We start from the raw sequence: 25,009 nt of genomic DNA, 5'->3' as shown, positions 1-25,009 counted from the left end.
GGACGCATCTGTGCCCCCCGTGTTCACGGTTGCGCCCACAAAGCAAGACCAACTAATCGTGGTGGTCCGGTCACCTATCGTTAGTACCCCCGCGTACAGGTCGACTCGTCCGTCGCCTTCCGTGCCGGGGCCGCTGAATGTTTCAGCCCGTTTTCATCGTCTTTCATGGCGCAGAACACCGCTTCCGGATGCGCAGCGTGAGGACGGAGAAAGGGCGCTGAAAGGAACTTTAAGATCGGCTTTGGCTCCTTGACCCCTTTCGATGGGGTGGCCGAGCATTTGCGCGGTACGGCCGGACGAAGCGGCCGTCGGCGTGAACGGAGTGCCCGGTGCGGCGCAAAAGCATTGTCGTGTTGGTGGCCACCGCGGTCGCGGCTCTGGTCGTGACCCCGCTCGCGCTCGCCCGGGCCGGCGAAGGCGACGGCGACGCCGGGCACCCGAGCGCCCGCGGCAGCGCCGCGCCGCCGCCCGGGCTCGCGCCCGGGCGCATCGACATGACGGGCGCGACCCCGCTGACCCGCGACGGCGAGCAGCAGCTGGGCTTCGAGGGCGTGAGCGTGCCGGGGCTCGCGAGCTGCCGGGAGTACAAAATTCTGAACCTGGCCGCGAACCGGTACATCGCGGAGGAGCAGGGATTCGGCGGCGCTAGCCACAACATGCTCCGCGCGCGCACCGCGCCCGGCTCGACCGGCAGCTGGGAGATCTTCAAGATCTGCTCCGACGACGGCGGGCACACGGTGTTCCTGCAGGCGCCGTCCGGGTACCTGGTGACGGCGGAGTACGGGTACACCGGCAAGAACTTCGGCATGCTGCGCGGCCGCGGTGAATGGACCGACGTCTGGGAGACCTTCGACGTGTGGACGGACGCGGGCAAGTACTACCTGCGCAACGCCCAGCGCGGCACGTACTTCACCTGCCGCCTCGACTACACGGGCCAGTACTACGAGGAGATGAAGGCGACGGGCGCCGCGCCGGGCAGCTGGGAGGCGCTCTGGTTCGACCCGCTGTAGAACCCCTCAGGTCCGGCCCCGCGCCGCCGACGACACCCGCATGAGGACGAGCCCGAGGGTGCTGATGGTCCTGCTGCTGGGGGTCGCGGCGGCGCTGCCGTCGTCGCAGGCGTACGCGGCGGCGCCGAAGCGGTACGTCAGCTGCGCCGCTCTCCAGCACGACTTCGCGCACGGCGTCGCCCGCGCCGGCGCGACGGACAAGGTGAAGGGCAAAGCCAAGCCCGTCACGAACTTCACGGTGAACCCGGCCGCCTACAACGCCAACAAGCGCCTCGACGCCGACGCGGACGGGATCGCCTGCGAAAGACGCTGAGAGCAGAGCCATGACTCGGGTCCGCGGTGGTGCGGACCGTCGCTCCCGCCAGACACCGTTCGGCCCTGGCGGGCCTCTCTGCCAGGTCCGCGGTCGGTCGAACCCGAGCCGGGCCGTCGAGAACCGCTCGTCGACGACCCGGCGTGCGCCGCGGCTTCATCCGAGGCGGGCGAGGTCCTCGAAGTACGTCGGGTAGGTCTTGGAAACGCACCGCGGGTGCTTGATGCGGATGCCGGGCACCCGCAGCCCGAGCAGCGCCAGGCTCATCGCCATGCGGTGGTCGTCGTACGTCTCGAAATCCGTCGGCGCGATCGCCCCCGGCCGCACCGTGAACCCGTCGGCGTCCTCGGTCGCGTCCAGGCCCGCGCGGCGCAGCTCGGTCACGATGGCCGCGATCCGGTCGGTCTCCTTGCGCCGGATGAAGTCGATGCCGGTGACGACGGTGGGGGAGTCCGCGAACGCCGCCACGGCCGCGAGGGTCTGCGCGGTGTCGGAGATGTCGGCCATGTCGACCTCGATGCCGTGCAGCTCGCCGGTGCCCGTGACCGTGATGCGGTCGGCCGTCCGCTCGACCCGCGCGCCCATCCGCTCCAGCAGGTCCGCGAAGCGCACGTCGCCCTGCAGGCTGCCGGTGCCGAGGCCCTCGACGCTCACCCGGCCGCCGGTGATCGCGGCCGCGGCGAGCAGGTAGGAGGCGGCGCTGGCGTCGGGCTCGATGGCGTAGTCGGCGGGCCGGTACGCCCCCGGCCGCACCGTGAGACCCTCCACCGGAACGCCGAACGCGGCCATGACGGCGGTGGTCGACTCGACGTAGGGCACGGAGACCAACGGCGAGGTGAGCTCGACGGTGAGCCCGTCGGCCATCAGGGGCCCGGCCATCAGCAGCCCGGAGAGGTACTGGCTGGAGATGTGCCCCGGCACCGCCACCTTCCCGCCGGCCACCGGTCCGGTCGCGGCGACGGGCAGGTATCCGGGCCGCCCGAGGTCCTCGATGCTCGCGCCGAGCTCGCGCAGCGCGTCCACGAGCGGGCCGAACGGGCGCGCCCGCAGCTGCGGGTCGCCGTCGACGACGCCGCGCGCCGGGCGCAGCGCCGCGGCGGGCAGGATGAAGCGCCCGGTGGTGCCGGACTGGCGCGCGTCGATGCGAACCTCGCCGGTCGCGGAGCGCGGGTCGATGCCGTCGACGAGCACCGTCTTCGCGGCCTCGTCGACGGCGATGGTCGCGCCCAGCGCCCCCACGGCGCCGAGCATCGCGTAGGTGTCGTTCGCGAAGAGCATCCCCGTCAGCGTGCTGCGCCCGGGCGCGAGGGCGGCACAGATGAGCGCGCGGTTGGTGATGCTCTTCGAGCCGGGCGGGCGCAGGGCGACGTCGGGCGGCGCGGTCAGCGGCGTGACGGCGAGGACGTCCGGCAGGTCATCGGCATGGAGGCTCACCCTTCGATTGTCCCGCAACGGGCTCGGAGTCCGACCCGGCACCCCGCCCCGGGCACCACCGCACCCACCGCGTCTCGCCGGCACCCCTTTTTCGCACCCACCGCGTCTTGGCCGGCGCCGCCTTTTCGCACCCACCGCGTCGTTTCGCATCGCCGCGTCTTTCGCGTCCACGGTGCTGCTTCCCGGGTCCCGGCAACGCCCATCGGCCCGCCGCGGCATGCCCGCCCCGACCCGCCTCGCAGCGGCACCCGTCCACGGTGGACGATCCCCGCGGCGGCCTCCGGCACCACCCTCGTTCGTCTCCAAACGAGGATCGCCGGGTCGACCTTCCGACTCGAATGTGTTTCCTCCGTTCGGCTCACCCGCGGGTGAGAGTTGCCACACGAAGACGGTGCAACTCCCACAATCTTCCGGGATTTCACAAGGCCGCCATGATCGCGGATTCCTTGCGCGGCAACGCATTCCGTCCGCATTCGGATCCACCCCGCGACTCCGCCCGGCCACACGAGCGTGACCCGGACCCTTGTCAGGCGGTTGCGTCTACTGTGGAATCTCAACAAGCTATTTGCCGGTTTCGGTGGCGCATGTTTCATTTGCGGTGCACAGTGATGTCATGAGCAGCAGCGGTGCTGAGCGGTACTACTGGTGCCTTTCTCACCAACGGGTCGAGTCCGAGGACAACATGTGCCCCGGAAGGGATCGCCTCGGACCGTACGACTCGGCGGCGGCAGCGGAACAGGCCCTCGCTACAGTCCATGAACGCAACGAGGCGTGGGACGCCGAAGACGAACGGTGGGAAGGCAAGCACTAGCAAAGCGCCGGAGCCCGTGGCGACCGCGAACCGCCCGGACAGCCGGCTCCCCGAAACACCCGACCACCCGACCACCCGCACAACCCAACCGCGAACATCCCGCAGGATGCGGGAGAACTCCTCCAGGAGGACCACGATGGCCGCAGCTAAGAAGGCCACCACGAGATCGGCCGCAGCGCGCGCGGCCGCGACGACCGCGGCGGCCTCGGCCCCCGCGACGACCGAGCAGGCTCCCGCCAGGGCCCGCAAGACGGTCGCGGCCGGCTCCCCCCGCCGTGCCACGACCGCGGCCGTGACGCCGTCCGCCGCTGACGCAACGGCGGCGACCGCCGCCAAGCCGCGTGCGACCCGATCCACGGCGAGCAAGACGAGCACCACGCCCGCCGCCGCGAAGACCACGGCGGCGAAGTCGGCGACCCCCGCGGCCCGCAAGACGACCGCGGCGAAGTCGGCGACCACGACTCCCGCGGCCCGCAAGGCGGCCGCGTCGAGCACGGCGACCCCGGCCGCCCGCAAGACCACGGCGGCGAAGTCGGCGACCCCGGCGGCGAAGTCCACCGCGGCCGCGAAGTCGACGGCGGCGAAGCCGGCGACCCCCGCGGCCCGCAAGACCGCGGCGTCGAAGGCGGCAGCCCCGGCGGCGAAGGCGACCACGGCCGCGAAGTCGGCGACCCCGGCCGCCCGCAAGACGGCGGCGTCGAAGGCGGCGGCCCCGGCGGCGAAGGCGACCACGGCGGCGAAGAAGACCACCGCGGCGACCAAGTCGACGGCGGCCAAGAAGACGACCACGGCGAAGGCGACCCCGGCCAAGGCGGCCGCGAAGTCCACCACCGCCAAGTCCACCGCCGCCAAGTCCACCGCCGCGAAGTCCACGGCGGCCAAGAAGACGACGGCGTCGAAGGCGGCCCCGGCGAAGGCGACCGCGACGAAGGCCACCGCGGCCAAGTCGACGGCTGCCAAGTCGACGGCGGCGAAGAAGACGACCACGGCCAAGGCGACCCCGGCGAAGGCCGCCACCAAGACGACCGCCGCGAAGACGGCGGCGTCGAAGGCGGCCCCGGCCAAGACGACGGCGGCGAAGAAGACCGCGGCGTCGAAGGCAGCCCCGGCGAAGGCCGCGAAGTCGACGGCGGCGAAGGCCACCGCGACCAAGGCCACCGCGACGAAGGCCGCCGCCAAGTCCACGACCGCCGCGAAGTCCACGGCGGCCAAGAAGACGACGGCGTCGAAGGCGGCCCCGGCGAAGGCGACCGCGACGAAGGCCACCGCGGCCAAGTCGACGGCGGCCAAGAAGACCGCCGCGCCGAAGGCGGCCCCGGCAAAGGCCGCGAAGGCGACCGCGACGAAGGCCACCGCGACGAAGGCCACCGCCGCCAAGTCCGCGACCGCCGCCAAGAAGACGGCCACGGCGAAGGCGGCCCCGGCGAAGGCCGCCACCAAGTCGACGGCCGCCAAGTCGACGGCGACCAAGGCCGCGGCCAAGTCCACGACCGCCGCCAAGTCGACCGCCGCGAAGTCGACGGCGGCCAAGAAGACGACGGCGTCGAAGGCGGCCCCGGCGAAGGCGACCGCGACGAAGACCACGGCCGCCAAGTCCACGCCCGCCAAGTCCACGGCGGCCAAGTCCACCGCGGCCAAGTCCACCGCGGCGAAGGCCACCCCGGCCAAGTCCGCGGCGAAGGCGGCCCCGGCGAAGTCGGTGGCGGCCAAGTCGACGACGGCGAAGGCCACGAAGGCCGCCGCCACGAAGGCGACGGCGACGACGGCCACCGCGAAGGCGACCCCGGCCAAGACCGCCGCGACGAAGACGACGGGCACCAAGGCCACGGCCGCGAAGACGACCGCGACCAAGGCGACCGCCGCGAAGTCGACGGCCGCGAAGAAGACGGCCGCCCCGCGCAAGGCCCCGGCCAAGAAGGCCGCCGCGACCACGGCCCCGGAGACGACGGCCGCCGCGACGACCCCGGCCGACCCGGCGACCCAGCCGGCCGCGGTCGCCGAGGGCGGCCTGGCGGCAGAGTCGGCCCCGGCCGAGGAGACCGCCGCGTCGGAGTCGATCCCGGGCCGCGAGAACGGCAACAACCCGGAAGAGGCCGCGAGCATGACCGCGGAGGACTGGGCCACCCTGGCCCGCCCGTAAGTGCCGAGGAACGGCCGGTCCAACGCCTCGGCGGGGACCGGCCGTTCGCATACCGAGCAAACCCGGCCGGCGCGCCCACCAGCACGCCGGCCGTGCTGCATCCCCGACAAGCCCGGCCCCGCGCTCGCCTCCGCCCCAGCCGCATCGAACCCCCCGACAAGCCCGGCCGCCCCTCCCACCTCCGCGCCGGCCGCGCCACATCCCCGACGAGCCCGGCCACCCCGTTAACCTCCCGCGCCCACCGCGCCGCACCCCCGACGAGCCCGGCCGCGCCGCCCGCCTCCCGCGCCCGCCGTGCCGCCGCCTCCGCGCCGGCCGCGCCGCATCCCCGACAAGCCCGGCCGCCCCGCTAACCTCCCGCGCCCGCCGGCGCCACACCCCCGACGAGCCCGGCCGCGCTGCCCACTTCCCGCCGTGCCACAGCCTCGACAAGCCCGGCCAGCGCGCGGCGAGCTGAGGCACAGGCCGCTCCCAGCCTTCGGTCCGTACAAGCGCCATCGGCGCCGCTGCCGAAGCCGCGCAACCGCCCCGGTCGCACCCCCACCGACTTGCGCCTGACGGCCGGGGAATCTGGGACCAGTCTCGCGCCCGGCGACGCCGGACGGATCGGCCAAAAGCATGAGCGCCTCACCGGTCCCCGGACCGACGAGCGCCTCGGTCCGTGGACCGAGAACGGGACCGGCCGTTCGCGTGATTTCCGGGGTGACCGTTGCTGGTAAGACTGACCTCGTGACCGTCCGCCGAACCTTCGCACCCCGCATCGACTTCAGTGCGCTGCGCCACGAGCTCGAGCTGCCCGACGCGTTCACCGCGCCCGCGCAGCAGGAGGCCGAGGCCGCCGCGCACAAGACGTTCGAGGACCGGCCCGACCGGACCGAGCTCGAGTTCGTCACCATCGACCCGCCCACGTCCAAGGACCTCGACCAGGCGCTGCTCATCGAGCGGCGCGACGACGGCTACCGCGTGCACTACGCGATCGCCGACGTCGCGGCGTTCGTCGAGCCCGGCGGCGCCCTGGAGCACGACACGTGGCAGCGGGGGCAGACCGCGTACCTGCCCGACGGCAAGGTGCCGCTGCACCCCCCGGTGCTCAGTGAGGCCGCGGCGAGCCTCTTGCCGGACCAGGTGCGCCCGGCGGTGCTCTGGTCGATCGACGTGGACGGCGAGGGCAACGCCGTCGGGATCGACGTGCGGCGGGCGCGGGTGCGCAGCCGGGCCAAGCTCGACTACGAGTCGGTGCAGCGGGACGCGGACGCGGGCCGGCTGCACCCGTCGATCGCGCTGCTGCCCGAGATCGGCAAGCTGCTCGTGGCCCGCGGGCTGGAGCGCGGGGCCGTGAACCTGCCGATGCCCGAGCAGGAGATCGAGCCCGACGGAGACGGGTGGCGGCTGACGCTGCGGGCGCCGGTCGCGGTCGAGGAGTACAACGCGCAGATCTCGCTGCTCACCGGGATGTCGGCGGCGCGGATCATGCTCGACGGCGGCGTCGGGCTGCTGCGGACCATGCCACCGGCGGCGCAGGAGACCGTCGAGGCGCTTCGGCTGGCGGCGAAGGCACTGGACGTACCGTGGCCGGATGACGCGACTCCGGGGCAGATGATCGCGGCCCTGGACCCCGCTCAGCCGAGGGCGGCGGCGCTGCTCGACCAGGCCGCGGAAATGATGCGCGGGGCCGGCTACACGCCGTTCGACGGGGCGCCGCCGGAGCAGCCGCTGCACGCCGCGGTGGCCGCGCCGTACGCCCACGTGACAGCCCCGCTGCGGCGTCTGGCCGACCGGTACGTCACCGAGGTGTGCCTCGCGCTCCACGCAGGTGCAGCGGTCCCCTCGTGGGCGCGGGAGGCTCTGCCGAAGCTGCCTGAGGTCATGACCCGCACCGACCGGGTCGCGGGCTCGGCCGAGCGCGGGGCGGTCGACCTGGTGGAGGCGACGCTGCTGCAGGGGCGGGTCGGGGAGACGTTCGAGGCCGCGGTGCTCGACGTGGACCGGGCCAAGCACCGGGCCGACATCGCGATCGACGAGCCGCCGGTGCGGGCGCGCTGTGAGGGCGACTCGCTGCCGCTGGGGGAGCGGATCTCGGTGCGGCTCACGGAGGCGGACCCGGCCAAGCGCAAGGTGACGTTCCACGAGGTGTGACAAAGGTGCGTGTGGGCTTCGTCGGGGGAAACGATCGGTGGGAGGTACAACAGAAGGCATGAGCTACGACCAGATCGAGCTGCCCGACGTCTCGGGCCTGTCCGTCGGCATCATCGGCGGGACGGGACCTCAGGGGCGCGGCCTCGCGTACCGTTTTGCCCGCGCCGGCCAGCGGGTCCTCGTCGGCTCGCGCTCCACCGAGCGCGGCGAGCACGCGGCCCAGGAACTGCGCGAGATGCCGGGCGTGCACGGCGTGGTCGAGGGCGGGGACAACGCGTTCGCCGCGGGGGCCGACGTCGTCGTCATCGCGGTGCCGTGGGAGGGGCACGGGGCCACCGTCGCCGAGCTGGCGCCGCTGCTGAGCGGCGGGCGGATCGTGGTCGACTGCGTGAACCCGCTCGGGTTCGACAAGCAGGGGCCGTATCCGCTGCGCGTCGAGGAGGGCAGCGCGGCCGAGCAGGCCGCGGCGCTGCTGCCTGAGGCCCGGGTGTGCGCGGCGTTCCACCACGTGAGTGCGGTACTGCTGGCGGATCCCGAGGTGGACGCCGTGGACCTCGACGTGCTCGTGCTCGGCGACGACCGGGAGGCCGCGCTGCAGGTGCAGGCGCTCGCGGGGCGGATCAACGGCATGCGGGGCGTGTTCGCGGGGCGGCTGCGCAATGCGGGGCAGGTCGAGGCGCTCACCGCGAACCTCATCGCCATCAACAAGCGGTACAAGGCGCACGCGGGGATTCGGGTGACGGATCTGTGACCGTCGCATTCGACCCGTGGTCCGCGGAGTTCGTCGCGCGGCCGTATCCGGCTTACGCGCGGCTGCGCGAGGAGTCGCCGGTGCTGTGGTTCGAGCCCAGCCGGCAATACCTCATCAGCCGCCACGAGGACGTCAACGCGCTGCTGCGCGACCGGCGCCTCGGCCGCAGCTACCTGCACGTCGCCACGCACGAGGAGATGGGCCGCACGGCGCCGCCGGACTACCAGGAGCCGTTCTGGACCCTCAACAACAACGGCATGCTCGACCGCGAGCCGCCCGACCACACGCGGCTGCGGCGGCTGGTCTCGCAGGCGTTCACGCCGCGGCGGGTCGAGGCTTTGCGGCCGTACGTGCAGCGCCTGGCCGACGAGCTGGTCGACGCGTTCGTGGCGCAGGGCGGCGGCGACCTCATCGCGCAGGTCGCCGAGCCGCTGCCGGTGACCGTGATCGCGGAGCTGCTCGGCGTGCCCGAGGCCGACCGGCATCTGCTGCGGCCCTGGTCGGCGGCGATCTGCGGGATGTACGAGCTGAATCCCGCCCGGGAGACGGCCGAGGCGGCGGTGCGGGCGTCGGAGGAGTTCACGGAGTACCTGCGCGCGCTCGCCCGCCGGCGCAAGGAGGACCCGCGCGACGACCTGGTCAGCGCGCTGGCCGCGGTCGAGGGGCTCAGCGAGGACGAGCTGATCGGCACGTGCGTGCTGCTGCTCAACGCCGGGCACGAGGCCACCGTCAACGTGACCGGCAACGGCTGGCGGGCGCTGCTGCAGCACCCGGAGCAGCTGGCGAAGGTCAGGGCGGACCCGGAGCTGCTCGGCCCGGCGATCGAGGAGCTGATGCGCTTCGACACCCCGCTGCAGATGTTCGAGCGCTGGGTGTTCGAGGACATCGAGGTGCATGGGGTGACGATCCCGCGCGGGAGCGAGGTCGCGCTGCTGTTCGGCTCGGCCAACCACGACCCGGCCGCGTTCGCCGAGCCCGAGGCGCTCGACGTGACCCGGCGCGACAACCCGCACATCTCGTTCGGGGCGGGCATCCACTACTGCCTCGGGGCGCCCTTGGCGCGCATCGAGCTGACCGCCTCGTTCGGGGCGCTGCTGACGAAGGCGCCGGCGATGGAGCTGGTGCGGGACCCGGTCTACAAGCCCGGCTACGTCATCCGGGGCCTGGAAAGTCTCGAGGTTTCCATGTAGGAGTGCCGGCCGATGGCCGATATCACCGGTACAGCTCCGGAAACCGCGTGATTGGGGTCTTGATGGCGGTCTTCGCCAATTTGGGCATTGTTCCGAAGATCGGCATCCTCTGCGCCGCCGGTGTCCTGGTCTCGGCGGCCGCGGGCACGGTCGGCCTGCTGTCCCAGCGTGAACTGAGCCGGCAGGCCGACACCGTCCACACCCTCGACATCGCCAGCAGCCTGCTGCACCACCTCGACACGCGCGAGTCGGAGCTGAAGGTCGACGCGTACCGCGCCATCGCCGAGGCCGACATCGCGGCGATCCTCGGCGACCTGCCCGACGACCAGAGCTCCGTCACCGAGACCCTCGACAAGATCGACGCGCTGGAGCTGCCCGCCGACGTCGACGCGGACCTGGCCGCCATCAAGACCGACGCGCTGGCGTTCAACGATTTCATCGGCACCTTCATCAGGGGAGCCCAGGCCGATCAGGCGTCCGTGCGGGCGCGCGAGGGCGACATCGCCGAGCGCAACCACGCGGTCGACGACAAGATCGGCGCGCTCGAGGACAAGCTCGACGCGCGCATCGCGCAGGAGCGCGGCGAGATGACCGACACCCAGAGCCGGGCGAACTGGGCGACGGCGGCCGCGCTGCTCATCGGCGTGCTGGTGTTCCTGGCGATCGCGATCCCGGTGGCGCGCGCCATCATCCGGCCCGTGCGCAAGGTCCGCGGGGTGCTCGAGGCGCTCGCCCGCGGCGACCTCACCCAGCGGGCCGGCATGACCGGGCGGGACGAGATCGGCCAGATGGCCGCGAGCCTGGACGCGGCGATGGGGAGCATCCGCAGCTCGATCTCGGCCGTCAGTACCAGCTCGGACAGCCTCGCCGACGCCTCCCGCCAGCTGTCCCGGGTCAGCGAGGAGATCGCCGGGGCCGCCGGCTCGACGAACCAGCAGATGTCGGACGCCTCGATGTCCTCGCACGAGGTCTCCCGGCACGTCAGCACGGTCGCGACCGGCGCCGAGGAGATGGGCGCGTCGATCCACGAGATCGCGCGCAACGCCGCCGACGCGGCCGGCGTGGCCTCGGGCGCGGTGCGCGAGGCGGGCGCGGCCAACGAGAAGGTCGAGCGGCTCGCGGTGTCCTCGACGGAGATCGGCAACGTGCTCAAGCTCATCACCTCCATCGCCGAGCAGACGAACCTGCTCGCGCTGAACGCGACCATCGAGGCCGCCCGCGCGGGGGAGGCCGGCAAGGGCTTCGCGGTCGTCGCCAACGAGGTCAAGGACCTCGCGCAGGAGACGGCGAAGGCGACCGAGGACATCCGCCTGCGCGTGACCGCGATCCAGTCCGACACCGGCGCCGCGGCCGAGGCGATCCGGCGCATGGGGGAGGTCGTGGAGGAGATCAACCAGTACCAGGCGACGATCGCCTCGGCGGTCGAGGAGCAGTCGGCCACGACCGCGGAGATGAGCCGCTCGGTCGCCGAGGCGGCCACCGGCGCGGAGAAGATCGCGGCGAACATCGCCGGCGTGGCCGACGCGACCGCCGCCACGACCCAGGGCGTCGGCGCGGCGAAGGGCGCGGCCGGCGAGCTGGCCCGGATGTCCCAGGACCTGCGCCAGCTCGTCTCGTACTTCAAGTTCTGACCGAGGACCGAACCCGCGACGTTCCGTCAAGGCCATGACTCGGGTCCGCGGTGGTGCGGACCGTCGCTCCCGCCAGACACCGCTCGGCGCTGGCGCGCCGTCGCTGCCAGGCCCGCGGCTGGTCACCCCAACCGACTGTCAGTCCAACGAACCCCGACCGGCGGCCGCCCCAATCGCAAATATCGGACGTATACGGCGGCGGGGTATAAATCCGATATGTCGCGGCGCGAAGCGCCCGACATATCGAGCTCAGCGGGCGACTCCCAGCCGACACCACAGCGGGGAACGAGCCCGGGGCATCACGGGCCCGGCCGCCGCCGAGAGAGAGCCGTCAGTCGAAAGCAAGCGACTCCCAGCCGACACCGCGGCGGCGCCCGAGCCCGGGGACATCACGGACCCGGCCGCCGCCGAGAGAGAGCCGTCAGTCGAAGGTGTGCTCCTGCGCGGGGAACACGCCCGTGCGCACCTCGTCGGCGAAGGTCCGGGTCGCGTCCGACAACGCCCCCGCGAGGTCGGCGTAGCGCTTCACGAACCGCGGCGTCCGCCCCGTGCGCAGCCCCGCCATGTCCTGCCACACGAGCACCTGCGCGTCCGTGTCCGCGCCGGCCCCGATGCCGACCGTCGGAATGTGCAGCTCGTGCGTGATGCGCTTGGCGACCTCGCCCGGCACCATCTCGAGGACCACGGCGAACGCGCCCGCCTCGGCGACCGCGTGCGCGTCCTCGACCACGTCCTCGGCGGCGTCCCCGCGGCCCTGCACGCGGAACCCGCCGAGCGCGTGCTCGCTCTGCGGCGTGAACCCGATGTGCGCCATGACCGGGATGCCCGCGCTCACCAGCGCGGCGATCTGCGGCGCGACCCGCCGGCCGCCCTCGAGCTTCACCGCGTGGCAGCCGCCCTCCTTCATGAAGCGGACCCCCGTGCGCAGCGCCTGCGCCGGGCCCTCCTCGTAGGAGCCGAACGGCAGGTCCCCGACGACGAGCGCGCGCCGGGTCGAGCGGACCACCGCGCGCACGAGCGGCAGCAGCTCGTCCTCGGATACGGAGACCGTGGACTCGTACCCGTAGACATTGTTGGCCGCCGAGTCCCCGACGAGCAGGACCGGGATGCCGGCCTCGTCGAAGATGCCGGCGGTGTACTGGTCGTACGACGTGAGCATCGGCCATCGCTCGCCGCGCTCCTTGGCGGCGATCAGGTCACGGGTGCGGACCCGGCGATTGACGGCGCCGCCGTACAAGGACGGGATCTCGGACATCAGCGTCCTCCTCGTTTCACTCCTCGAGGCCCCAATCCGGGGTCCCCGGGCTCAACACCCCGATGGTCGCACCGGCGGCGGCGATTGTTACCGGGACGATGCGGTTTTTCACATCGCCGAAACCGGAATGAGCACTTCGTCGTCCTGTGCGTTGCGCCACCGGGCGAGCTCGGGCAGTACGTCGGCCGGCACGTCCTGGAGGGGATTGAGGACGACCCGGCCCTCCTGCTCGGCCAGCGCCAGGAGCACCACCCGTCGCACCCTGGCCTGCAGGTTCGCCGCGACCGGCGCATCCAGCGTGAGCTCGGCCAGGAACGCGTCGAGGATCGGCTGCACCGGCTCGAGCCGGAAGTCCAGGCCGGTGCGCAGCACCAGCTCACGCACCTGCGGCGGGACGGTGTCGCACAGCGCGAGCCCCGTGACCTGGGACGGGCCGAGCGCGTCGCAGGCCACGACCGCCGCGACGGACGAGCCGAGGTCGCCGGAGAGCTCCAGGGCGACCGGGCGCGACCGCGCACGGTCACGGAACCGGTCCACGAGCGAGGGCCACAGGTCGCAGATCATGCCCGGTCTCATACCCACTCCGGCCCGTTCACGCCCGTGCCTGGTCACATACCGTGGTCCGGTAACTTGTGTGTAATACCGTCGGGCGAGACTTGCCCGAATTGGCCGTAGACAGCTCGTGGGGGCATCACGTGGACCGTCAGCAGGAGTTCGTGCTCCGCACGCTCGAAGAGCGGGACATCCGGTTCGTCCGGCTGTGGTTCACCGACGTGCTGGGCACGCTGAAGAGCGTCTCGGTCGCCCCGGCGGAGCTCGAGTCCGCCTTCGAGGAGGGCATCGGCTTCGACGGGTCCGCGATCGAGGGCTTCGCCCGGGTCTACGAGTCGGACATGGTCGCCATGCCCGACCCGACGACCTTCCAGGTGTTCCCGTTCGAGGGCGGCATGTCCGGCGAGAGCGCGCGCATGTTCTGCGACATCACGCTCCCCGACGGCTCGCCCTCCTGGGCCGACCCGCGCCACGTGCTGCGCCGGGCCCTGTCGAAGGCGGCCGAGAAGGGCTTCACCTTCTACACCCACCCCGAGATCGAGTTCTTCCTGCTGGAGAACCTCGGCGAGAACGGCTCGGTGCCGCGGCCGGTCGACACCGGCGGCTACTTCGACCACACCACCCACTCCGTCGCCCGCGACTTCCGCCGCCAGGCCGTGCTCGCGCTGGAGCGGATCGGCATCTCGGTCGAGTTCAGCCACCACGAGGTCGCGCCCGGGCAGCAGGAGATCGACCTGCGCTACGCCGACGCGCTCACCACGGCCGACAACATCATGACGTTCCGGCACGTGATCAAGGAGGTCGCGCTGTCGCACGGCGTGCACGCGACCTTCATGCCCAAGCCGTTCACCGAGCAGCCGGGCAGCGGCATGCACACCCACCTGTCGCTGTTCGAGGGCGAGCGCAACGCGTTCCACGACGCCAGCGACCCGATGAAGCTGTCGAAGGTCGGGCAGGCGTTCATCGCCGGGCTGCTCGTGCACGCCCGGGAGTACACGGCCATCACGAACCAGTGGGTGAACTCCTACAAGCGGCTGTTCCCGCAGACGCTGCCGAACCGGATCACCGAGTCGCCCGCCTACGTCTGCTGGGGCCACAAGAACCGCTCGGCGCTCGTGCGGGTCCCGGCCTACGGCAAGCCGAACTCGGCCCGCGTCGAGGTCCGCTCGCTCGACGCGGCCTGCAACCCGTATCTCGCGTACGCGGTGATGCTCGGCGCGGGCCTGCGCGGCATCGAGCAGGGCTACGAGCTGCCGCCCGGCGCCGAGGACGACGTGTGGGCCCTCACCGACGGCGAGCGTCGCGCGGCCGGCTACGAGGCGCTGCCGGAGAACCTCTCCGAGGCGATCGACGTCATGGCCGGCTCCGAGCTCGTCGCCGAGGTGCTCGGCGAGCACGTCTTCGACTTCTTCCTCAAGAACAAGCGGACGGAGTGGGAGGAGTACCGCCGGGTCGTCACGCCGTTCGAGCGGGAGCGGTACCTCGGCATGATGTGACGCTCATCCGAAGCGCTCGGTCCGGACCCGCGAGGGTTCGTGGCCGAGCGCGACGAGGATGTCGGCGACCGTCTCCACGAACCCGGTCGGGCCGCACACGAAGACGTTCGGCGCGAAGTCCTTCGGCCACGCGTGGGTGTTGACGTCCACGAGGCCGATCCGTTTGCCGCGCACGCGCGTGTGGATGTACTGCACGTCCAGCCCCCCGTCGTCCCGCACCCGCCGCCGCAGTTCGTCGGCATAAATCGCATCTTCGGGCGTTCTGACCGAATAGAGCAGCCTGAACGGCGTCCTGGAGCCCGAGGCGGCCCGCGCCCGGATCATCGCCATCAGCGGCACGATCCCCGACCCGCCCGCGATGAGCTGCACGGGCGCCGGGTCCGACTGCCGCCAGACGAACCACCCGCCGACGGGCCCCCGAACCTCCACCGGCCACGAAATGTCGTACATATCGGTCAGGTACGGCGAAACCTCACCACCGTCGAGGCGCTGCACCGTGATCTCCAGCCCCGCCGCCGACGCGATCGAGTAGCTGCGCTGCGCCTGGTAGCCATCGGCGGCGGTGAGCCGCACATCGACATGCTGCCCCGGCAGGTGCCCCGGCCAATCGGGAACGTCGAAGATCAATGTCCGGGCGGTGGCCGTCTCCTGCCGAATCGCCGCCAACTCGGCCCGACGCCAGGTCAGTCGGCCTCCGCTTCGCTCCGGCCGACCGACCTCAGAGCTGTGCTTCATGCTGAGCGGCCCCTCCGCTTCGCTCCGGACCGCTCAGTCGCCCTCCGCTTCGCTCCGGCCGACCGACCTCAGAGCTGTGCTTCATACTGAGCGGCCCCTCCGCTTCGCTCCGGACCGCTCAGTCGCCCTGGTACCGCTGCTCGCGCCATGGATCTCCGTAGTTGTGATACCCGGCCCCCTCCCAGAAGCCCGGCTCGTCCGCCGGCATCATCCGCAGCCCGTGCACCCACTTCGCGGACTTCCAGAGGTACAGGTGCGGCACCAGCAGCCGCGCCGGCCCGCCGTGCTCGGGGCTGAGCGCCCGGCCCTCGTACCGGTACGCCACCCACGCCTGCCCGTCGACCAGATCCTCGAGCGGCAGGTTGGTGGTGTACCCGTCGTAGGAGTGTGCCATGACGAAGTCGGCCGCGGTCTCGACGTCCGCGAGCAGGGTGTCGACCGCCACGCCCCGCCAGCCGGTGCCCAGCTTCGACCACTTCGTGACGCAGTGGATGTCGACCGTGACGTCCTCGTGCGGCAGCGCGGTGAACTCGGCCCAGTTCCAGCTGCGCTCCTCGCCCGTCTCGGTGGTGATCACGAACTCCCACCGCTCCGTGCGGATCTTCGGCGTCGGCCCGGCGGACAGCACCGGGAAGTCGTGGGCCAGGTACTGCCCGGGCGGCAGGGCCGGCCCGCCCCCGCGGCGCAGCCCGTGGAAGCCCGGCGTGATGATGCTCATGCGCCCATCCTCCCCCCTCTCGTGGCGGTGGATATTGTCAGTACGTGACGATCGACGGCGCCCCCCGGGGAACCCTGGCCCTCGTGGTCGAGAACGACCCCTCCGACGGCCCCGGCCGTCTCGCCGACTGGCTGATCGCCGGCGGCCTGCAGCTCCAGGTCGTCCGGCCGCACGCCGGCGACGAGCTGCCCGAGACCCTCGACGGCTTCGCCGCGCTCGTCGTGCTCGGCGGCGAGCAGGACGCGTTCGCCGACGCCGAGGGCGAGCGCGACGCCCCCTGGTTCGACCAGCTCGACGGGCTGCTGCGCAAGGCGGTCCGGCACAAGGTCCCGACCCTGGCCGTCTGCCTCGGCGCCCAGCTGCTCGCCCACGCCCACGGCGGCACCGTGGAGCGCAGCTCGGCCGGGCCCGAGATCGGCGTCAAGCTGGTCGCGCGCCGCGACGTCGCCGACAACGACCCGATCTTCGCCGCGGTCCCGTTCGCCCCGGACGTGTTCCATTGGCACCGGGACGAGATCGTCGAGCTGCCGATGCACGCGACCCTGCTGGCCGCCTCGACGCACTACCCGATCCAGGCGTACCGGCTCGGCACCGCGGCCTGGGGCCTGCAGTTCCACATCGAGTGCGACCTGCCGATGTTCGCCACCTGGGCCATGGAGGGCGTGAACACCCTCATCGAGCTGGGCATCGACCCGGTCGAGATGCTCGAGCAGGTCGAGGCGGCCCTGCCCGACGTCGAGGAGGTCTGGAAGCCGTTCGCGGAGCGGTTCGCGGCCGTGGCGCTGGGCCGCACGCCCCACGCCGGCGAGGGCGGGCTGCGCTCCCTGCCGCTGCTCGGGCCGCGCTGATGGACCCGATCAAGGTCAGCCCCGCCCACCTGGCCCGGTTCGGGTTCACCGACAACGAACGCACCGAGGTGATGGCCGGCCCCGACGGGCTGCGGCTGTGGGACCCGGTCGCGCGCCGCGCCGCCGACGACGACACCGCGGCGGTGCTCGAGCAGCTGTACTTCGCCGCCGACCCCGACCTCGCCCTCTTCCAGCTCCAGCGGCTCGTCGAGGCCGCGGGGGAGGAGGTGCGCGACGCCGTCCTGGCCGACAGGGCGCTGCGGCGGCGGCTCATCGGCGTGCTCGGCGTCTCCGCGACCCTCGGCGACCTGCTCGTGGCCAACCCCGACGAGTGGCGCGAGCTCGTCGGGGAGCAGAACAAGCGCGCGGCCGGCTACGAGACCCGGGACGTGTCCACGGTGCCGTTGCTGCGCGGTGGGTACCGCCGCGAGCTGCTGCGCATCGTGGCCGCCGACCTCACCGCGGCCGCCGACGTCGAGGTCACGATGCGGCGCCTGACCGAGCTCGCCGACGCGACCCTGGAGGCGGCCCTGGCCATCGCGGTCGCCGAGCGCCGGGCCAAGGAGCCCGGCGCGGACGAGGTCCGGCTCGCCGTCATCGCGATGGGCAAGTGCGGCGGCCGCGAGCTCAACTACGTCAGCGACGTCGACGTGGTCTTCGTGGCCGAGCCCGCGGGCGACACCGACACCGAGACGGCGATGCGCGCGGGTAGCGCGCTGGCGGCCCGGATGATGGAGATCTGCGGCTTCGTCGCCTGGCCGGTCGACGCCGCCCTGCGCCCCGAGGGCAGCCGCGGCGCGCTCGTGCGGACCGTCGCCTCGCACCTGGCGTACTACAAGAAGTGGGCCAAGACCTGGGAGTTCCAGGCGCTGCTCAAGGCCCGCCCGGCCGCCGGGGACCACGCGCTCGGCGAGCGGTGGCTGGCCGAGCTCCAGCCGCTCATCTGGTCCGCCGCCGAGCGCCCGGAGGCCGTCGACGAGGTGCGCGCGATGCGCCGGCGGATCATCGAGGCGATCCCGCGGGCCGAGGTCGACCGGGAGATCAAGCGCGGCCCGGGCGGGCTGCGCGACATCGAGTTCGCGGTCCAGCTGCTGCAGCTCGTGCACGGCCGGGCCGACGAGTCCCTGCGCACCCCGACGACCCTGGCCGGCCTGCGGGCGCTCATCGAGGGCGGCTACGTCGGGCTGGCCGACGGCGAGGCGCTGCTGCGGGCGTACCGCTTCCTGCGGGTCGTCGAGCACCGCCTCCAGCTGCAGCGCCTGCGCCGCACGCACACGGTCCCGGACGACGCGGACGGGCTGCGCTGGCTCGCCCACGCGCTCGGCTACCGCCCCAACGCGGCCCGCGACGCCGTGGAGTCCTTCCGCACCGAGTGGGTCCGCCACGCCGGCGAGGTGCGCCGCCTGCACGCCAAGCTCTTCTACCGCCCGCTGCTGGAGGCGGTCGCCCGGGTCCCGTCCGAGCAGCTGCGGCTCACCCCCGACGCCGCCCGGGCCCGGCTCGACCTGCTCGGCTTCGCCGACCCGGCCGGCGCCCTGCGGCACATCGAGGCCCTCACCGGCGGCGTGTCCCGCACCGCGGCCATCCAGCGCCAGCTGCTCCCGGCGCTGCTGAACGAGTTCGCGGACGCCCCCGAGCCCGACCGCGGCCTGCTGGCCTACCGCCAGATCTCGGAGAAGATCGGCAACACGCCCTGGTATCTGCGCCTGCTGCGCGACGAGGGCCCGGTCGCGCTGCGGCTGGCGCGGCTGCTGGCGCTGTCGCGGTACGTGACCGACCTGCTCGTCCACGACCCGGAGGCGCTGCGCCTGCTGGCCGACGACGCCGAGCTGGTGCCGCGCAGCGCCGAGGTGCTCACCGAGGGCTTCGCGGCCGCCGCGGCCCGCCACGGCGACCCGGAGGCGGCCATCAACGCCGTGCGCGCCCTGCGCCGCCGCGAGCTGTTCCGCATCGCCTGCGCCGACCTGCTCGGCCTGCTCGACGTGACCGCCGTCGGCGACGCCCTGTCCGCCGTGATCGACGCGACCCTGCGCGCGACCCTGGGCGTCACGGCCGCGTCCGCCCCGGACCTGCCGTTCGCGATCATCGGCATGGGCCGGCTGGGCGGCGCCGAGACGAGCTACCCGTCCGACGCCGACGTGCTGTTCGTCTACGAGGCCCCACCCGGCCGGGCCGACGACGCCGCGGCCAAGGCCGCCCTCACGATCGCCGAGGAGCTGCGCCGCCTGCTCGCCCGCCCGGCCCACGACCCGCCGCTGGGCGTGGACGCCGACCTGCGCCCGGAGGGCCGCCAGGGCCCCCTAGTGCGCAGTCTCGGGGCGTTTCAGCAGTACTACACCCGCTGGTCGAAGGTCTGGGAGGCCCAGGCCCTCCTGCGCGCGCGACTGGTGGCCGGCTCGGCGTCGCTGGGCGCCCGGTTCCTGGAGCTGGCCGACACCAAGCGCTACCCCGACGGCGGCCTGACCCGCGAGCAGATCCACGAGATCCGCCGCCTGAAGGCCCGCGTGGACAGCGAGCGCCTCCCGCGCGGCGCCGACCCCGCGACCCACACGAAACTTGGCCGCGGCGGCCTCGCGGACGTCGAGTGGACCGTCCAGCTGCTGCAGCTGCAGCACGGCCACGCCGTCCCGGCCCTGCGCACCCCGCGAACGCTGGAGGCGCTGACCGCCGCCACCGAGGCCGGCCTGCTGTCCAAGACCGACGCCGCCGAGCTCGAGGCCGCCTGGCGCCAGGCCTCCCGCGTGCGCAACCTGCTGACCCTGGTCCGCGGCCGCGCGACGGACCAGCTCCCGCGCCAGGGCCCCGACCTGGCCGCGGCCGCCTCGGCCCTGGACCCGGGGGCGGAGCCGCAGGAGTTCCTGGACGAGTACCTGCGCGTGGCCCGCCGCGCGCGGGCGGCGGTGGAGCGCATCTTCGACGGCGCCTGAACGCGGAAGTGGCCCGCCCCCAGCCGGGGACGGGCCACTTCCTGGCCGAAGCCGAGATCACACGTCGTAGTACATGGCGAACTCGTGCGGGGTCGGGCGCAGACGCACCGGGTCGACCTCGTTGGCCCGCTTGTAGGAGATCCAGGTGTCCACCAGGTCCTGCGTGAACACGCCGCCCTCGAGCAGGAAGCCGTGGTCGCCCTCGAGCGTGGTGAGCACCTCGTCCAGGGAGCCGGGCACCTGCTTGACGTTCGCGACCTCCTCCGGCGGAAGGTCGTACAGGTCCTTGTCGATCGGCGCCGGCGGCTCGATCTTGTTCTTGATGCCGTCGAGGCCGGCCATCAGCATCGCCGCGAACGCGAGGTACACGTTCGCCGACGGGTCCGGCACGCGGAACTCGACGCGCTTGGCCTTCGCGTTCGTGCCCGTCACCGGGATACGCGTGCAGGCCGAGCGGTTGCGCTGCGAGTACACCAGGTTGACCGGCGCCTCGTAGCCCGGCACCAGGCGGCGGTACGAGTTGACCGTCGGGTTCGTGAACGCCAGCAGCGACGGCGCGTGGTGCAGCAGGCCGCCGATGTACCAGCGCGCGGTGTCCGACAGGCCGCCGTACCCGGCCTCGTCGTAGAACAGCGGCTCGCCGCCCAGCCACAGCGACTGGTGGGTGTGCATGCCCGAGCCGTTGTCCCCGAAGAGCGGCTTCGGCATGAAGGTCGCGGTCTTGCCCGCGGCCCACGCCGTGTTCTTCACGATGTACTTGAACAGCTGGAGCTGGTCGCCCGCCTGCAGCAGCGTGCCGAACTTGTAGTTGATCTCGGCCTGGCCGGCGGTGCCCACCTCGTGGTGCGAGCGCTCGACGACGAAGCCGGCGGCCAGCAGCCGCTGCACGATCTGGTCACGCAGGTCGGCGTAGTGGTCGACCGGCGGGACGGGGAAGTAGCCGCCCTTGTAGGCGGTCTTGTAGCCCCGGTTGCCGCCCGGCTCGTCCTTGCCGGAGTTCCACCAACCCTCGATCGAGTCGATGTAGTAGTACGCCTGGTTCGCCGACGTCTCGTGCCGGATCGAGTCGAAGATGTAGAACTCCGCCTCGGGGCCGAAGTACGCCGTGTCGGCGATCCCGCTCGACTTGAGGTACGCCTCCGCCTTCTTCGCCACGTTGCGCGGGTCGCGCGAGTAGGCCTCCCGCGTGAACGGGTCGTGGATGAAGAAGTTGAGCGCGAGGGTCTTCTCGACGCGGAACGGGTCGATGAACGCCGAGGTCGCGTCCGGCAGCAGCAGCATGTCCGACTCGTGGATCGCCTGGAACCCACGGATGGACGAACCGTCGAAGGCGAGGCCCTCGTCGAACACCTTCTCGTCGAAGGACTCGACCGGAACGTTGAAGTGCTGCATCACGCCCGGCAGGTCGCAGAAGCGAACGTCGACGAAGCGGACGCCCTCATCCTTCAGGTATCGCAACAGCTCTTCAGAATTGGCGAACACTCGTCCTCCAGGTCGCAGGCAAGACCAGTCTGGTGATCACTTCAGTGTGAAGGTGTCTGGTTGGTCGCGACCGTAGAACTGTGCGATTGCCCCGGCATGTCTCGACTGTTTCCGCTGTGTTTCGCCGCCCGTGGCTCGGCCGATCAGCGGCGAGCGTCGTTCGATAGGCTGACGCGTCGTGGAGAATGTGCGGCCCGCGCCGGCAACCCTGGCCCGCCGTTTCGGCGCGCTGTTGATCGACTGGATATCGTGCCTGCTCATCGCGGGTGCGTTCGCGAAGCCCGTCGATGAGCCCTGGCTCGCGCCGGGGGTCTTCGTGGTCGTCTACGCGCTGTTTCTCGGGTTCTTCGGCCAGACACTTGGCATGCGGCTCTTTCGCATCCGCTGTGTGTCCATGAACACAGGGGGGCCGCTCGGTGTACCGCGGGCGCTCCTGCGGGCGATCGTGATGCTTCCGCTGGTCACGGCGCTGATCATGGACCAGAACCAGCGAGGCCTGCACGACCGGGCCGCGGGCTCGGTCGTGCAGGCCGTCTAGCTGAGCGGGCTCAGCGCCCGCGCATCGCCTTGAACTGCCCCTTCGGGGGCTTCATGTTCTTGGGCAGAGCCCCCCGCGGCATCTGCGGCCGGGCCGAGAGCGCCTTGAGCCGCTTGTCGAGGGAGTTCACGTCCTTGGCCGTGATCGTGCGCGGCAGCCGGATCAGCATGTTGCGCAGCTTCGGGAGGGGGATCTGGCCCTCCTCGTTGCCGACCATGTAGTCGCGCAGCTCCGCGTTGCCGATGACCTTGACCAGCCGGCGGCGCTCCTGGCTGATGAGGCCCTTGACCCGGCCCGGGTTGCCCTCGCCGATCAGGATCACGCCGGGGCGCCCGATGACCAGGTGCACCATGTCGAACTGGGTCGTGGAGGCGATGGCCGGGCTGACCCGCCAGTCGCCACGCATGTTCTCGATGATCGAGGCCGCCGCGCCCGGCTGCCCCTCGGCCTCCTTCATCATCGCCTTCTGCGAGCGCAGGTTGAGCACGATGACGGTGCCGAGCAGCGCCAGCAGCACGCCGAGCGGGGCCCAGATCCAGGACACGCCCAGCGCGATGGCGACGCCGACCGCGATCAGCGGCACGAGGACGACCGTCACCACGAGGGGCACGAACGCCTTGTCGCGCTTCGCGGTGAACGAGAAGACCATGCCGATCTGCTTGAGCCGAGTGAAGAAGGAGACCTTCTCCGGCTCCTGGGCCTTTGCCATGCCTCCGAGTCTAGAGGGACACGCTCAGGAGTTGAGAGCCCGGTTCTCCAGCGCCTGCCGGTAGAGGCGTCCGGCGCGGTACGAGGAGCGCACCAGCGGCCCGGAGAGGACCCCCGCGAAGCCGATCTGCTCGGCCTCCTCGCGCAGCTCGACGAACTCCTCGGGCTTGACCCACCGCTCGACGGGGTGGTGGCGCGGGGTCGGCCGCAGGTACTGCGTGATCGTCACCAGCTCGCACCCGGCCTCGTAGAGGTCCTTGAGCGCCTGCGTCACCTCGGCCCGCTCCTCGCCCATGCCGAGGATCAGGTTCGACTTGGTGACCAGGCCGGCCTCGCGCGCCTTGGTCAGCACGCCCAGCGACCGCTCGTAGCGGAACGCGGGCCGGATGCGCTTGAAGATCCGCGGCACGGTCTCGACGTTGTGCGCGAGCACCTCGGGCCGGGCCTCGAAGACCTCCTTGAGCAGCTCCGGCTCGCCGTTGAAGTCGGGGATGAGCAGCTCGACGCCGCACCCCTCAACCAGGGCGTGGATCTGCCGGACGGTCTCGGCGTAGAGCCAGGCGCCGCCGTCGGGAAGGTCGTCGCGGGCCACACCGGTGACGGTCGCGTACTTCAGCCCCATCGTCGCCGTCGACTCGGCGACCCGGCGCGGCTCGTCCGCGTCGAACTCGGCCGGCTTGCCGGTGTCGATCTGACAGAAGTCGCAGCGGCGGGTGCATTGGTCGCCGCCGATGAGGAAGGTCGCCTCGCGATCTTCCCAGCACTCGTAGATGTTGGGGCAGCCGGCTTCCTGGCAGACCGTGTGCAGGCCCTCGCGCTGGACGAGCCCCCGCAGATGCGTGTACTCGGGGCCCATCTTGGCCGAGACCTTGATCCACGACGGTTTGCGCTCAATCGGCGTCTCCGCGTTACGCGCTTCGATGCGCAGCAGACGACGGCCTTCGGGAACAACGGCGGTCACAGCTCGAAGACTACGCCCGGCGACTGCCCAAGAACCGGGAACGCGATTGACGTCACGTCTTCCACGTTTCCAAATCACCCGGTCCGGCAATAGGCGAACAGTGGTGCTCAACGACACGCTGGTGGCCTTCGCCGACGGAAACCCTATCGATGTCCTGCGGTCCTACCCCGTGCTGGACAAACCGGCCACCCGTGCACTCGTCGAACGCCTCTTCCCCGGGGCCGCGGTCGAGGAGATCGGCGACGAGCTGCTCGTCGACGCCCTCAACCCGCCGGCCGACGTGGTCTGCGTCGGCTGCTTCAGCGGCCTCGACCTGGTGTGCAGCTGGGGCCTGACCCCGCGCCGCCCGTCCGAGCTCGACCCCGTGGTGCTGGCCGCGAGCGAGCGCCGCAACGTCTACCTGCACGCCGCCCACAGCGACGCCGGCTGGTGCAGCTACGGCGTCTGGCGCGACGGCTCCCGCGTGCGCGCGCTGAGCGTGTGCGCCGACCCCGCCGTCGTCGAGGACGAGGGGGAGCGGCTCGGCTTCGAGCGGCCGGACACCGACCCCCGCGAGCTGAGCTGCTCGTCGATGCAGGGCCTGTTCGGCTTCGCCTGCGACGACCACGAACGCCTCGACGACGTCGACCCCGAGCTGATCCCGGTCGTCGCCTACCGGATCAGAACAGCGTCGTGAGGTGCCGCTCGACGATCGGCAGCAGCTCGTCGACGGTCACGTCCCGGCCCAGCTCGGCCGAGAGCGACGTCACGCCCGCGTCGCGAATGCCACAGGGCACGAAGATGTCGTACCGCGAGAGGTCGCAGTCCGCGTTGAGCGCGAACCCGTGCAGCGTGACCCCGCGGGCGACCCGGATGCCGATCGCCGCGACCTTGCGATCGGGGCCCCGCTCGTCGGCCGGCACCCAGACCCCGCTGCGGCCCTCGACCCGGACCGTGGCGACGCCGAGCTCCGCGCAGACGTCCATGAGCAGCTGCTCCATGCGCCGCACGTACGCCACCACGTCGACGGGATCGGGCAGCTTCACGATCGGGTAGCCCACCAGCTGCCCCGGCCCGTGCCAGGTGATCTTCCCGCCGCGGTCGACGTCGATCACCGGCGTGCCGTCGAAGGGCCGGTCGGCGGGCTCGGTGCGCTTGCCGGCCGTGTAGACGCTCGGGTGCTCCAGCAGCAGCACCGTGTCGGGCGCCGCGCCGTCGGCGACCTCCGCGTGGACCCGCCGCTGCTCGGCGAGTGCCGCCTCGTAGTCCACGAGCCCGGCCCGGACGATTCGCATACCCACCACGCTGGTCACGGGCCCAGCGTACGCCGCACTCCACCGCGGAGCTTTGTGTGGGAAGCGGACATAGTGGTGCGTCGAAGGTCACACATAGCG

22 protein-coding genes are annotated in these 25,009 nt (G+C 72.1%); 12 read left to right on the top strand and 10 right to left on the bottom strand.

Annotated features, from left to right (window positions below):
* Window positions 1–356 precede the first annotated feature (356 nt).
* A complete protein-coding gene (locus ABT369_RS24055) occupies window positions 357–1,010 on the top strand; it encodes a fascin domain-containing protein (RefSeq protein WP_350615078.1) in 654 nt (217 codons plus the stop codon).
* A 40-nt stretch (window positions 1,011–1,050) separates the two neighbouring features.
* Complete coding sequence (locus tag ABT369_RS24050) at window positions 1,051–1,323, top strand: excalibur calcium-binding domain-containing protein (protein WP_350615076.1); 273 nt, start codon at window positions 1,051–1,053, stop codon at window positions 1,321–1,323.
* A 156-nt stretch (window positions 1,324–1,479) separates the two neighbouring features.
* Here ABT369_RS24050 and aroA read toward each other — a convergent pair whose 3' ends face one another.
* Complete coding sequence (gene aroA, locus ABT369_RS24045) at window positions 1,480–2,757, bottom strand: 3-phosphoshikimate 1-carboxyvinyltransferase (protein WP_350615074.1); 1,278 nt, start codon at window positions 2,755–2,757, stop codon at window positions 1,480–1,482.
* Window positions 2,758–3,346: 589 nt separating this feature from the next.
* The gene (locus ABT369_RS24040) at window positions 3,347–5,299 is read right to left on the bottom strand and encodes a hypothetical protein (RefSeq protein WP_350615072.1); all 1,953 of its coding nucleotides are present in this window, start codon (window positions 5,297–5,299) and stop codon (window positions 3,347–3,349) included.
* On the opposite strand from ABT369_RS24040, the gene ABT369_RS24035 reads away from it, so the two are divergent.
* The 5 genes from ABT369_RS24035 to ABT369_RS24015 all read left to right on the top strand — a co-directional run bounded on the left by ABT369_RS24035 (window position 5,268) and on the right by ABT369_RS24015 (window position 11,416).
* On the top strand, window positions 5,268–5,708 hold the full coding sequence (locus ABT369_RS24035) for a hypothetical protein (protein ID WP_350615071.1): 441 nt from the start codon (window positions 5,268–5,270) through the stop codon (window positions 5,706–5,708). The genes ABT369_RS24040 and ABT369_RS24035 overlap by 32 nt on opposite strands.
* 729 nt (window positions 5,709–6,437) lie before the next feature.
* A complete protein-coding gene (locus ABT369_RS24030; protein WP_350615070.1) occupies window positions 6,438–7,844 on the top strand; it encodes an RNB domain-containing ribonuclease in 1,407 nt (468 codons plus the stop codon).
* Window positions 7,845–7,902: 58 nt separating this feature from the next.
* On the top strand, window positions 7,903–8,595 hold the full coding sequence (gene npdG / locus ABT369_RS24025; protein ID WP_350615069.1) for an NADPH-dependent F420 reductase: 693 nt from the start codon (window positions 7,903–7,905) through the stop codon (window positions 8,593–8,595).
* Window positions 8,592–9,785, top strand: a complete 1,194-nt coding sequence (locus ABT369_RS24020) for a cytochrome P450 (RefSeq protein WP_350615067.1) — start codon at window positions 8,592–8,594, stop codon at window positions 9,783–9,785. Before npdG ends, ABT369_RS24020 begins: the two co-directional genes overlap by 4 nt.
* Before the next feature lie 47 nt (window positions 9,786–9,832).
* Entirely contained in the window at window positions 9,833–11,416 is a 1,584-nt protein-coding gene (locus tag ABT369_RS24015) for a methyl-accepting chemotaxis protein (RefSeq protein ID WP_350615065.1), read from the top strand.
* A 421-nt stretch (window positions 11,417–11,837) separates the two neighbouring features.
* Here ABT369_RS24015 and panB read toward each other — a convergent pair whose 3' ends face one another.
* Window positions 11,838–12,671: a 3-methyl-2-oxobutanoate hydroxymethyltransferase gene (gene panB, locus ABT369_RS24010; RefSeq protein ID WP_350615063.1), complete on the bottom strand. Its 834-nt coding sequence runs from the start codon at window positions 12,669–12,671 to the stop codon at window positions 11,838–11,840.
* Window positions 12,672–12,779: 108 nt separating this feature from the next.
* Window positions 12,780–13,247 carry a hypothetical protein gene (locus tag ABT369_RS24005; RefSeq protein ID WP_350615061.1) on the bottom strand — a complete coding sequence of 156 codons (468 nt, stop codon included), beginning with the start codon at window positions 13,245–13,247 and terminating at the stop codon, window positions 12,780–12,782.
* Between the two features lie 119 nt (window positions 13,248–13,366).
* On the opposite strand from ABT369_RS24005, the gene glnA (ABT369_RS24000) reads away from it, so the two are divergent.
* Window positions 13,367–14,719, top strand: coding sequence for a type I glutamate--ammonia ligase (glnA, locus tag ABT369_RS24000; RefSeq protein WP_350615060.1), 1,353 nt, complete (start codon window positions 13,367–13,369; stop codon window positions 14,717–14,719).
* Between the two features lie 3 nt (window positions 14,720–14,722).
* Here glnA (ABT369_RS24000) and ABT369_RS23995 read toward each other — a convergent pair whose 3' ends face one another.
* Together ABT369_RS23995 and ABT369_RS23990 are read right to left on the bottom strand one after the other, a co-directional pair.
* Window positions 14,723–15,454: a ferredoxin reductase gene (locus ABT369_RS23995; protein WP_350615059.1), complete on the bottom strand. Its 732-nt coding sequence runs from the start codon at window positions 15,452–15,454 to the stop codon at window positions 14,723–14,725.
* A gap of 118 nt (window positions 15,455–15,572) precedes the next feature.
* Window positions 15,573–16,172: a sulfite oxidase-like oxidoreductase gene (locus tag ABT369_RS23990; RefSeq protein ID WP_350615057.1), complete on the bottom strand. Its 600-nt coding sequence runs from the start codon at window positions 16,170–16,172 to the stop codon at window positions 15,573–15,575.
* Window positions 16,173–16,216: 44 nt separating this feature from the next.
* Here ABT369_RS23990 and ABT369_RS23985 point away from each other — a divergent pair, with 44 nt between their 5' ends.
* Both ABT369_RS23985 and ABT369_RS23980 read left to right on the top strand, forming a co-directional pair.
* On the top strand, window positions 16,217–17,020 hold the full coding sequence (locus tag ABT369_RS23985) for a type 1 glutamine amidotransferase (protein WP_350615055.1): 804 nt from the start codon (window positions 16,217–16,219) through the stop codon (window positions 17,018–17,020).
* Window positions 17,020–19,947, top strand: a complete 2,928-nt coding sequence (locus ABT369_RS23980; RefSeq protein ID WP_350615054.1) for a bifunctional [glutamine synthetase] adenylyltransferase/[glutamine synthetase]-adenylyl-L-tyrosine phosphorylase — start codon at window positions 17,020–17,022, stop codon at window positions 19,945–19,947. Before ABT369_RS23985 ends, ABT369_RS23980 begins: the two co-directional genes overlap by 1 nt.
* 57 nt (window positions 19,948–20,004) lie before the next feature.
* Here the strand turns inward: ABT369_RS23980 and glnA (ABT369_RS23975) are convergent, their stop codons facing one another.
* Window positions 20,005–21,429, bottom strand: coding sequence for a type I glutamate--ammonia ligase (gene glnA, locus ABT369_RS23975; RefSeq protein WP_350615052.1), 1,425 nt, complete (start codon window positions 21,427–21,429; stop codon window positions 20,005–20,007).
* A gap of 178 nt (window positions 21,430–21,607) precedes the next feature.
* Here glnA (ABT369_RS23975) and ABT369_RS23970 point away from each other — a divergent pair, with 178 nt between their 5' ends.
* Window positions 21,608–21,967 (top strand): RDD family protein, encoded by a 360-nt coding sequence (locus ABT369_RS23970; protein WP_350615051.1) that lies wholly within the window; start codon window positions 21,608–21,610, stop codon window positions 21,965–21,967.
* A gap of 10 nt (window positions 21,968–21,977) precedes the next feature.
* Here ABT369_RS23970 and ABT369_RS23965 read toward each other — a convergent pair whose 3' ends face one another.
* Both ABT369_RS23965 and lipA read right to left on the bottom strand, forming a co-directional pair.
* Window positions 21,978–22,676, bottom strand: a complete 699-nt coding sequence (locus ABT369_RS23965) for a DUF4191 domain-containing protein (RefSeq protein ID WP_350615049.1) — start codon at window positions 22,674–22,676, stop codon at window positions 21,978–21,980.
* A 24-nt stretch (window positions 22,677–22,700) separates the two neighbouring features.
* Window positions 22,701–23,711, bottom strand: a complete 1,011-nt coding sequence (gene lipA / locus ABT369_RS23960; protein WP_502891816.1) for a lipoyl synthase — start codon at window positions 23,709–23,711, stop codon at window positions 22,701–22,703.
* A 28-nt stretch (window positions 23,712–23,739) separates the two neighbouring features.
* Between lipA and ABT369_RS23955 the strand changes: the two genes are divergently transcribed.
* Window positions 23,740–24,312 carry a DUF6928 family protein gene (locus ABT369_RS23955; RefSeq protein ID WP_350615045.1) on the top strand — a complete coding sequence of 191 codons (573 nt, stop codon included), beginning with the start codon at window positions 23,740–23,742 and terminating at the stop codon, window positions 24,310–24,312.
* Here ABT369_RS23955 and lipB read toward each other — a convergent pair.
* The gene (gene lipB, locus ABT369_RS23950; RefSeq protein ID WP_350615156.1) at window positions 24,296–24,910 is read right to left on the bottom strand and encodes a lipoyl(octanoyl) transferase LipB; all 615 of its coding nucleotides are present in this window, start codon (window positions 24,908–24,910) and stop codon (window positions 24,296–24,298) included. The genes ABT369_RS23955 and lipB overlap by 17 nt on opposite strands.
* Between the last annotated feature and the right edge of the window lie 99 nt (window positions 24,911–25,009).

Source organism: Dactylosporangium sp. NPDC000244 (genome assembly GCF_040300725.1).
GTDB lineage: Bacteria > Actinomycetota > Actinomycetes > Mycobacteriales > Micromonosporaceae > Dactylosporangium.
Note: the sequence above shows the minus strand (reverse complement) of the source record. Positions and strands in the feature narration are given on the sequence as shown.

Bases quoted from the DNA above. Each gene is read 5' to 3' on its own strand.
- ABT369_RS24050 (WP_350615076.1), top strand. From the start codon at position 1,051: ATGAGGACGAGCCCGAGGGTGCTGATGGTCCTGCTGCTGGGGGTCGCG.
- npdG (WP_350615069.1), top strand. From the start codon at position 7,903: ATGAGCTACGACCAGATCGAGCTGCCCGACGTCTCGGGCCTGTCCGTC.
- panB (WP_350615063.1), bottom strand. From the start codon at position 12,671: ATGTCCGAGATCCCGTCCTTGTACGGCGGCGCCGTCAATCGCCGGGTC.
- ABT369_RS24005 (WP_350615061.1), bottom strand. From the start codon at position 13,247: ATGAGACCGGGCATGATCTGCGACCTGTGGCCCTCGCTCGTGGACCGG.
- ABT369_RS23995 (WP_350615059.1), bottom strand. From the start codon at position 15,454: ATGAAGCACAGCTCTGAGGTCGGTCGGCCGGAGCGAAGCGGAGGCCGA.
- ABT369_RS23990 (WP_350615057.1), bottom strand. From the start codon at position 16,172: ATGAGCATCATCACGCCGGGCTTCCACGGGCTGCGCCGCGGGGGCGGG.
- ABT369_RS23980 (WP_350615054.1), top strand. From the start codon at position 17,020: ATGGACCCGATCAAGGTCAGCCCCGCCCACCTGGCCCGGTTCGGGTTC.
- ABT369_RS23965 (WP_350615049.1), bottom strand. From the start codon at position 22,676: ATGGCAAAGGCCCAGGAGCCGGAGAAGGTCTCCTTCTTCACTCGGCTC.
- lipB (WP_350615156.1), bottom strand. From the start codon at position 24,910: ATGCGAATCGTCCGGGCCGGGCTCGTGGACTACGAGGCGGCACTCGCC.